General features: G+C 66.2%; 9 protein-coding genes. 6 read left to right on the plus strand and 3 right to left on the minus strand.

All coding sequences use genetic code 11. The features are described from left to right. Positions 1-82: 82 nt before the first annotated feature. Both BST12_RS13145 and BST12_RS13150 read right to left on the minus strand, forming a co-directional pair. The gene (locus tag BST12_RS13145; protein ID WP_083113555.1) at positions 83-907 is read right to left on the minus strand and encodes a serine hydrolase domain-containing protein; all 825 of its coding nucleotides are present in this window, start codon (positions 905-907) and stop codon (positions 83-85) included. Continuing rightward, on the minus strand, positions 907-1,998 hold the full coding sequence (locus BST12_RS13150; RefSeq protein WP_083113556.1) for a class I SAM-dependent methyltransferase: 1,092 nt from the start codon (positions 1,996-1,998) through the stop codon (positions 907-909). The genes BST12_RS13145 and BST12_RS13150 overlap by 1 nt, the downstream gene beginning before the upstream one ends. 32 nt (positions 1,999-2,030) lie before the next feature. Here BST12_RS13150 and BST12_RS13155 point away from each other — a divergent pair, with 32 nt between their 5' ends. Both BST12_RS13155 and BST12_RS13160 read left to right on the plus strand, forming a co-directional pair. Next, entirely contained in the window at positions 2,031-3,128 is a 1,098-nt protein-coding gene (locus tag BST12_RS13155; RefSeq protein ID WP_083113557.1) for an S-(hydroxymethyl)mycothiol dehydrogenase, read from the plus strand. Continuing rightward, entirely contained in the window at positions 3,128-3,751 is a 624-nt protein-coding gene (locus BST12_RS13160) for an MBL fold metallo-hydrolase (protein ID WP_083113558.1), read from the plus strand. The genes BST12_RS13155 and BST12_RS13160 overlap by 1 nt, the downstream gene beginning before the upstream one ends. 85 nt (positions 3,752-3,836) lie before the next feature. Here BST12_RS13160 and BST12_RS13165 read toward each other — a convergent pair whose 3' ends face one another. Beyond that, positions 3,837-4,571 carry an SHOCT domain-containing protein gene (locus tag BST12_RS13165; RefSeq protein ID WP_083113559.1) on the minus strand — a complete coding sequence of 245 codons (735 nt, stop codon included), beginning with the start codon at positions 4,569-4,571 and terminating at the stop codon, positions 3,837-3,839. Positions 4,572-4,660: 89 nt separating this feature from the next. On the opposite strand from BST12_RS13165, the gene BST12_RS13170 reads away from it, so the two are divergent. The 4 genes from BST12_RS13170 to BST12_RS32860 all read left to right on the plus strand — a co-directional run bounded on the left by BST12_RS13170 (position 4,661) and on the right by BST12_RS32860 (position 7,669). After that, positions 4,661-5,608 carry an SDR family oxidoreductase gene (locus tag BST12_RS13170; protein WP_083113560.1) on the plus strand — a complete coding sequence of 316 codons (948 nt, stop codon included), beginning with the start codon at positions 4,661-4,663 and terminating at the stop codon, positions 5,606-5,608. Between the two features lie 2 nt (positions 5,609-5,610). Beyond that, positions 5,611-6,702: a class I SAM-dependent methyltransferase gene (locus BST12_RS13175; RefSeq protein ID WP_083113561.1), complete on the plus strand. Its 1,092-nt coding sequence runs from the start codon at positions 5,611-5,613 to the stop codon at positions 6,700-6,702. A gap of 82 nt (positions 6,703-6,784) precedes the next feature. Further along, the gene (locus BST12_RS30840; protein WP_139801649.1) at positions 6,785-7,303 is read left to right on the plus strand and encodes a hypothetical protein; all 519 of its coding nucleotides are present in this window, start codon (positions 6,785-6,787) and stop codon (positions 7,301-7,303) included. A gap of 186 nt (positions 7,304-7,489) precedes the next feature. After that, positions 7,490-7,669 carry a hypothetical protein gene (locus BST12_RS32860; RefSeq protein ID WP_083113562.1) on the plus strand — a complete coding sequence of 60 codons (180 nt, stop codon included), beginning with the start codon at positions 7,490-7,492 and terminating at the stop codon, positions 7,667-7,669. Positions 7,670-7,690 lie beyond the last annotated feature (21 nt).

The following is a 7,690-nucleotide window of genomic DNA, read 5'->3' on the forward strand; positions in this document are numbered from 1 at the left end:
CTGGTGAACCGGCAGAACAGGATGCCTGCATCAATTGTTTGTGTCTTGCGTGTCTATTGTGCCTTGTGATGCCTGTGTTGCGCTAGTGTGCATTTTCCGCGGCGATCACCCGGTCTGCGACGGCCGGCCAGAGATCCAGCGCCCACTCGCCGAAATCGCGGTCGGTGAGCACCACCAGCGCCAGGTCGGCCTCGGGATCCGCCCAGATGAAGCCGCCGGCCTGGCCGAAATGGCCGAAGGCGCGCGCCGAGTTGCGCGCACCCGTCCAGTGGGGTGATTTCGAGTCCCGGATCTCGAAGCCCAGCCCCCAGTCGTTGGGACGCTGAACTCCGTAGCCGGGCAACACCCCGTCCAGGCCCGGAAACTGCACCGCGGTGGCCTCGGCGTGCAGCTGCGCCGAGACCGTCGACGGACGCAGCAGGTCGGCCGCGAACACGGCCAGGTCGTCGACCGTCGAGCTTGCCCCGAATCCGGCGGCGGCGGCGCCACCCTCGAGCCGGGTTGTCCGCATACCCAGCGGTTCGAACACCGCCTCGCTCAGATAGCTGGCGAACTCGATTCCCGACTCCCGCTGCACGGTTTCGGCCAGCACCGCAAAACCGTAGTTGGAATACATCCGGCGCGTGCCGGGCCGGGCCAGCACCTGACCGGAGTGCATCGCCAAGCCCGAGGCGTGGGCCAACAGGTGGCGAATCGTGGAGTCCGGCGGGCCGGCCGCGGTATCGAGTTCGACGACGCCTTCCTCGATCGCCACCTGCACCGCCCGAGCCACCAGCGGCTTGGTCACCGAAGCCAATGCAAAGACCTTCGCGGTGTCGCCATGGGTCGCCAGCACTCCGGACGGCCCGATCACCGCCGCGGCCGCGGCCGGGACCGGCCAGTCGTCCAGGGCGTCCAGAGCCGCCATTACTTGGTGGCGATGTAGTAGTTGTTCAGCGGATCCGAGTCGATCTCCGCCACCCGCAGCTCGGCGAACCCGGCGTCGTTCAGCATCGAGATGGCCAGCTGCGTGCCCCACGCCGTGCCCAGTCCGGCACCGCCGAGCGCCAACGACACCGTCATGCAGTGCATCAGCGAGGTCGTGTAGAGGTAGGTGCTCATCGGTCGGCCGACGTTTTCCTCGAGGCGGCTCGACGCCTTGATGTCGGCCATCAACAGCACACCCCCGGGGCGCAGTGCACGGTAGATGTTTTCCAGCACCTGCGCCGGGTGCGCCTGATCGTGGATCGCGTCGAACACCGTGATGACGTCGTAGGCGGACTCTTTGTCCAGCTGCGCCAGATTGTGGCTCTCGAAGCTGGCGTTCGTCAGCCCGAGGCGTGCCGCCTCCTGGATGCCCGTCGCCACCGCCTCGTCGGAAAAGTCGATCCCGGTGAACCGGCTCGCCGGAAACGCCTGCGCCATCACGTTGATCGCGTGACCGCTGCCGCAGCCGAGATCGGCCAGGTCCGCGCCGGCGCGCAACCGCTCGGTCAGGCCCGCCACCAAGGGCAGCACGACGTCGACGAGCGAGGCGTCGAAAACGGCGCCGCTCTGCTCGGCCATCAGGGTGTGGAAGCGGGGATATTCGCTGTAGGACAGCCCGCCACCCGCTCGGAAGCAGCCGACGATCTTCTGCTCGACTTCGCCGAGTAGCGGCATGAACTGCGCTACCATCGCGAGGTTGTCCGGCCCGGCGGACCGGGTCAGCACGGCCGCACGATGCGCGGGCAGCGCGTAGGTCCCGGCCGCGGCGTCGTATTCGACGACGTGCCCCGTCGTCGCCCCGCCCAGCCATTCCCGGACGTAGCGTTCGTTGAGCCCTGCGGCATCGGCGATCTGGGTGCTGGTGGACGGCGGCAGGCCGGCCATGGTGTCCAGCAGACCGGTCTGATGTCCAATGCTCAACAGCAGCGCGAGGCTGGCGCCGTCGAATGTCGCGACGATCCGCTCGCTGAACGCCTCGGTGGTTTCCGTCCCGGCTGCTGCTTTGCTCACTGCATCGTCACCGCTACGCATGATCAGCGACGCTACACCGTAGGTTGGAGGCCATGAGTCAGACAGTGCGCGGCGTGATTTCACGAAAAAAGGGCGATCCCGTCGAGTTGGTGGACGTCGTCATACCGGATCCCGGGCCCGGCGAGGCCGTCGTCGACATCACCGCCTGCGGCGTTTGCCATACCGACCTGACCTACCGCGACGGCGGCATCAACGACGAGTACCCGTTCCTGCTCGGCCACGAGGCCGCGGGCACGGTCGAAGCCGTCGGCCCCGGCGTCACCGGAGTCGAGCCCGGCGACTTCGTGATCCTGAATTGGCGCGCCGTATGCGGCCAGTGCCGGGCCTGCAAACGCGGCCGGCCCCACCTGTGCTTCGACACCTTCAACGCCACCCAGAAGATGACGCTGACCGACGGCACCGAACTGACTCCGGCCCTGGGCATCGGCGCGTTCGCCGACAAGACGCTGGTCGCCGCGGGCCAATGCACCAAGGTCAACCCCGAGGCCGACCCGGCCGTCGCGGGCCTGCTGGGTTGCGGCGTGATGGCCGGCATCGGCGCCGCGATCAATACCGGCGGCGTTACCCGTGACGACACGGTCGCGGTGATCGGCTGCGGCGGCGTGGGCGATGCCGCGGTCGCCGGGGCAGCTTTGGTCGGTGCCCGGCGCATCATCGCCGTCGACACCGACAACACGAAGTTGGAGTGGGCGCGCAAGTTCGGCGCTACCCACACCGTCAACGCCCGGGAATTCGACGACGAAATGGGCCTCGTCAAAGCCATCCAAGACCTCACCGACGGCTTCGGCGCCAACGTGGTGATCGACGCCGTCGGCCGGCCCGAAACCTGGAAGCAGGCGTTCTACGCCCGCGACCTCGCCGGAACCGTTGTGCTGGTTGGCGTTCCGACGCCCGACATGCGTCTGGACATGCCGCTGGTGGACTTCTTCTCGCACGGCGGGGCGCTGAAGTCGTCCTGGTATGGCGATTGCCTGCCCGAGCGCGACTTCCCCACCCTCGTCGATCTCTACCTGCAGGGCCGGCTGCCGCTGGACAAGTTCGTTTCCGAACGCATCGGGCTGGGCGACATCGAGGAAGCATTCCACAAGATGCATGAGGGCAAGGTGCTGCGCTCGGTGGTGGTGGTGTGATGGCCGCCATCGACCGGGTCATCACGCACGGCACGTTCGAACTCGACGGCGGCAGTTGGGAAGTCGACAACAACATCTGGCTGGTCGGCGACGACTCCGAGGTGGTGGTTTTCGACGCCGCCCACGACGCGGCCCCCATCGTGGCCGCGGTCAACGGCCGCAACGTGATCGCGGTGGTGTGCACCCACGGCCACAACGATCACGTGACGGTGGCTCCCGAACTCGGCCGGGCACTGGACGCACCGGTGCTGCTGCACCCCGCCGACGACGTGCTGTGGCGAATGACCCACCCGGACAAAGACTTTCGCGCCGTATCCGACGCAGACACGTTGGACGTTGCCGGCACCCAGTTGCGGGCACTGCACACACCCGGACACTCACCGGGATCGGTGTGCTGGTATGCCCCGGAGCTCAACGTCGTGTTCAGCGGCGACACACTGTTCTCCGGTGGCCCGGGCGCAACCGGTCGCTCCTACTCCGACTTTCCGACCATCCTGCAGTCCATATCCGGGCGGCTCGGCACGTTGCCCGGCGACACCGTCGTGCACACCGGACATGGTGACAGTACGACCGTCGGCGACGAGATCGTGCACTACGAGGAATGGGTGGCCCGAGGGCATTAATCTTGGACAGCGAGCGCGCGCAGAATGCCAGCCACAGCGGCGTGTCCCCGTACGAACACGCACGCTCGCGGCCGAGAAGGCTACGTCACTCGCCGAGGACCCGCCGCTTCTCGGCCTGAAATTCCTCTTCGGTCAGCGCTCCCGAATCCCGCAGTGCCGCCAGGGTTTTGAGTCGCTCGAGCCGGACGCCGTCATCAGTGGGTTCGTAGGCCGCGACCGGCTGTGGAGGCGACAGGTCGTGCAGGTACGGGCTGCCCGACGGCCTGGCGACCGCGGCCGATACGGCCGTGCGCCTGGCGCGAGACAACCACATCACCGACAACGCCAAATCGATCAGGCCGACCACGAACACTGCGACGAAAACCCACACCAGATAGCCGTAGGAACTCTGGTGACCGAAAGCCAGTCGCGGGTTGATGTATCCGTTGACTTGGCCGTCCGTAGTGACGTCGTAGGTTCCTTCGGCGGGAACGTGCACCATCCATACCCGCACGTGTGCGTCATTGTTGACCGTCGTTGTGCTGCCGATACTTTCCGTCACCGCGGGTTGCGGCATGCCCTCGGGGGGCTTGATCGTGATCCCCAGCGGCGGCACCGGCAGGCCGCCGCCATCGCCGATCACCAACGTATGCAGGCTGACGGTGACCTCGCCGGCCGGTAGGTGCACACTGCCCGTCCCCGGGATCGGCACCTCACCGTAGGCGTTGTACTTATCGAGAAAGAAAGCATTGAGCACCAGGGTGACGATGAAGCCGCCCACCGCTACCACCAGCGTCACCACCGCCATAGCCAGCGACACCTTTGCCAGCCGTCTACCCATCCACGCAGTGTAGAAGGCGACTGCACGGCAGCGGCAGCGAGGCAAAGCGCACACTGGGGAACAAAGCAACCGGAAATGGAGTGATACGCATGGCTAACGATCTTGTCGCCACGGTGCCCGATCTGACCGGCAAGCTTGCGATCGTGACCGGAGCCAACAGCGGTCTGGGATTTGGATTGGCCCGCCGGCTGGCGGCGGCCGGCGCCGAGGTCGGGATGGCGATCCGCAATCGCGCCAAGGGCGAGGCGGCGATCAAGGAAATCCGCTCCACGATCCCCGACGCGAAGCTCACCATCAAAGCCCTCGACCTGTCATCGCTGGCGTCGGTTGCCGCCCTGGGGGAAGAACTCAACGCCGAGGGCCGTCCGATCGACATCCTGATCAACAACGCCGGCGTGATGACTCCACCCGAACGCGACACCACAGCCGACGGCTTCGAATTGCAGTTCGGCAGTAACCATCTCGGACACTTCGCGCTCACCGCACACGTCCTGCCGCTGTTGCGGGCCGCACAGCACCCCCGCGTCGTCTCGCTGAGCAGCCTGGCGGCCCGCCGCGGCCAGATCCATTTCGACGACCTGCAGTTCGAGAAGTCCTACAACCCGATGGCGGCCTACGGTCAGTCGAAACTGGCGGTGTTGATGTTCGCCCGTGAGTTGGACCGCCGCAGTCGCAAAGCCGGCTGGGGCATCGTGTCCAATGCCGCCCACCCTGGCCTTACCAAGACCAACCTACAAATCGCCGGGCCGTCGCACGGCCGCGAAAAGCCGGCGCTGATGGAGCGGCTGTACAAGACGTCTTGGCGCTTCACCCCCTTCCTCTGGCAGGAGATCGACGAAGGCATCCTGCCGGCGTTATATGCGGCCGCCACGCCACAAGCCGAAGGTGGCGTGTTCTATGGCCCCCGCGGCTTCTACGAGACCGCCGGCGGCGGCGTGACCGAGGCCAAAGTCCCCGCCCGGGCCGCCAATGACGCTGACGGCCAACGACTTTGGGAGATCTCCGAGCAGCTCACCGGTGTGAGCTTCCCGCACTAGCCATGGAACCCGATATGCGCGTGCCGCAATCGAGCATCGTGGTGCGCCCGGAGCCGATGGACAGCGCGACCTACACGCAGTCGTCGCGGCTGCAGGCCGCGGGTTTGGCGCCGGCCGTCACACTCTTTGCGGGCGCCGCCGAACAGGTTCCGCTGCCCCGGCCCCCGCAACCGATCGTCATCGCCGACTATGGCGCGGCCACCGGCCACAATTCACTCAAGCCGATGTCCGCGGCGATCGACGTGCTGCGCCAGCGCACTCGCTCTGATCACGCAATCCTGTTGGCGCACACCGACGTACCCGAAAACGACTTCACCGCACTGTTCCACACACTGGCCGAGGACCCGGACAGTTACCTGCACAAGGACAGCGCGAGTTTCCCGTCGGCGATCGGCCGGTCGTTCTACACCCAGATTCTGCCGACCAATACCGTCAACCTCGGCTGGAGTTCCTGGGCTGTTCAGTGGCTGAGCAAGATCCCCGCGCCCCTTCCCGACCACGTGCAAGTTGCCTACAGCAACGACGAGCAGGCCCGCGCGCCCTATGCCCGCCAGGCGGCCACCGATTGGCAGGATTTCCTGGCCTTCCGCGGACGCGAGTTGTGTCCGGCCGGGCGCCTGGTGGTGCTGACCATGGCCGTCCAGGAGGACGGCGAGTTCGGCTACCGGCCCTTGAACGAGGCCATCATGGCGGGTCTGCACGATCAGGTGCGCGAGGGTTGGTTGCGCCCCGAAGAGGTGCAACGCATGGCGCTTCCCATTGTTGCGCGCAGCGAGAAGGACTTTCGCGCTCCGTTTGCGCCACGCGGGCGGTTTGAAGGCCTGGCGATCGATCACCTGGAGGTGTTCGATGCCCAGGACCGATTCTGGGCTCGCTTCCAAAAAGATGGCGACGCAGAAGCTTTCGGTGCGCAGTGGGCGGCGTTCGCGCGGGCCGCCCTCTTCCCCACCCTGGCGGCCGCTTTGGACATCGCGCGCCGCGCTGAATTCATTCAGCACTTGCAGGTTGCCGTTGCACAACGGCTGGCCGCCACGCCAGAGCCGATGCGGCTTCCGCTGGCCGCGATTGTGCTGGTCAAGCGCGGGCCGGGGTAACGAGCGTTTCGACATTGCGCCGCAGTGGTACCCCCTGCCCAGGGTCGGCTCAAAAATTGCAACTCCAACAGGGGGCGACAGCATGGGCGAGCAGGACAGCGAACCGGACCAAGAACCGGTCGACAAAGCCGACAGCGATCGCACAAACGAGAACCCAGAACCCGACGACGAAGCCAAAGGAAAAGCCGCCGAAATGATGACGGCCTATGAATACCGGCCGACGCTGATTCTCCCCGGCACCGGCGGAGCCGTTTCCGGTACCGCGGTAGGCGATTGGCTCGACGACGACGGCAATCCCAAGTACGCCGACGACGAGGATTCCCCGGCCAACAAGGCAAATATGTCGCAGGACGACGAAGCCAAGGATGAGAGCGCCGCCGAAAAGCCTTCCGAGGGCGAGGATTCCGGGGGTCGGGCCTCACATGTCGAGACGGGCAAGGGCGAGGACGGCAAGACCCGCGGCGAGGCGGCCGAGGAGCGCGAGAAGCAGAAGAGCGAACGCTCGATGGAAGAAATGGCCAAAGACGACAAAGAGTTCAACAAGAAAGCGATGGAGCTGGCCGGCGAAAAAACCGAGGGCGAAAAAGCCGAAGCCAAATAGTGTGCTGAGTGTGCCTCGAGACTGGCTCTTGAGACTGGCTAACGCAGCGGCGGCGCTGGGACTTTTGGTATCCCCGGCAGCGAAATGCCGGGAATCTGTGGAATCCCCGGAATCTGCGGGATCGGCGGCGGATTTGGCGGGGCGGGTGCTTGCGGAGCCGGCGGCTGTGTGGTCGCTGGCGGCTGAGTGGTCGCCGGCGGCTGGGTGGTTACCGGGGGTGTGGTGGTCACGGGCGGTGGGGTTGTGGTCGCCGGCGGCGGAGTGGTCTCGCTCGTAGGTGGCGGGGTTTCCGACGAAGGAGTTTCCGACGGCGGTGTTTCCGACGGCGGTGGAGCTGGCGCTTGCTGGGTTGGCGGGGCGGGCTGACCGGTCTCGGGAGTTTGCGAC

The organism is Mycobacterium angelicum (assembly GCF_002086155.1).
GTDB lineage: Bacteria > Actinomycetota > Actinomycetes > Mycobacteriales > Mycobacteriaceae > Mycobacterium > Mycobacterium angelicum.

Excerpts from the sequence above, each read along its gene's own strand:
- BST12_RS13175 (WP_083113561.1), top strand. The coding sequence starts at position 5,611 with ATGGAACCCGATATGCGCGTGCCGCAATCGAGCATCGTGGTGCGCCCG.
- BST12_RS13155 (WP_083113557.1), top strand. The coding sequence starts at position 2,031 with ATGAGTCAGACAGTGCGCGGCGTGATTTCACGAAAAAAGGGCGATCCC.
- BST12_RS13165 (WP_083113559.1), bottom strand. The coding sequence starts at position 4,571 with ATGGGTAGACGGCTGGCAAAGGTGTCGCTGGCTATGGCGGTGGTGACG.
- BST12_RS30840 (WP_139801649.1), top strand. The coding sequence starts at position 6,785 with ATGGGCGAGCAGGACAGCGAACCGGACCAAGAACCGGTCGACAAAGCC.
- BST12_RS13150 (WP_083113556.1), bottom strand. The coding sequence starts at position 1,998 with ATGCGTAGCGGTGACGATGCAGTGAGCAAAGCAGCAGCCGGGACGGAA.
- BST12_RS13145 (WP_083113555.1), bottom strand. The coding sequence starts at position 907 with ATGGCGGCTCTGGACGCCCTGGACGACTGGCCGGTCCCGGCCGCGGCC.
- BST12_RS13170 (WP_083113560.1), top strand. The coding sequence starts at position 4,661 with ATGGCTAACGATCTTGTCGCCACGGTGCCCGATCTGACCGGCAAGCTT.
- BST12_RS13160 (WP_083113558.1), top strand. The coding sequence starts at position 3,128 with ATGGCCGCCATCGACCGGGTCATCACGCACGGCACGTTCGAACTCGAC.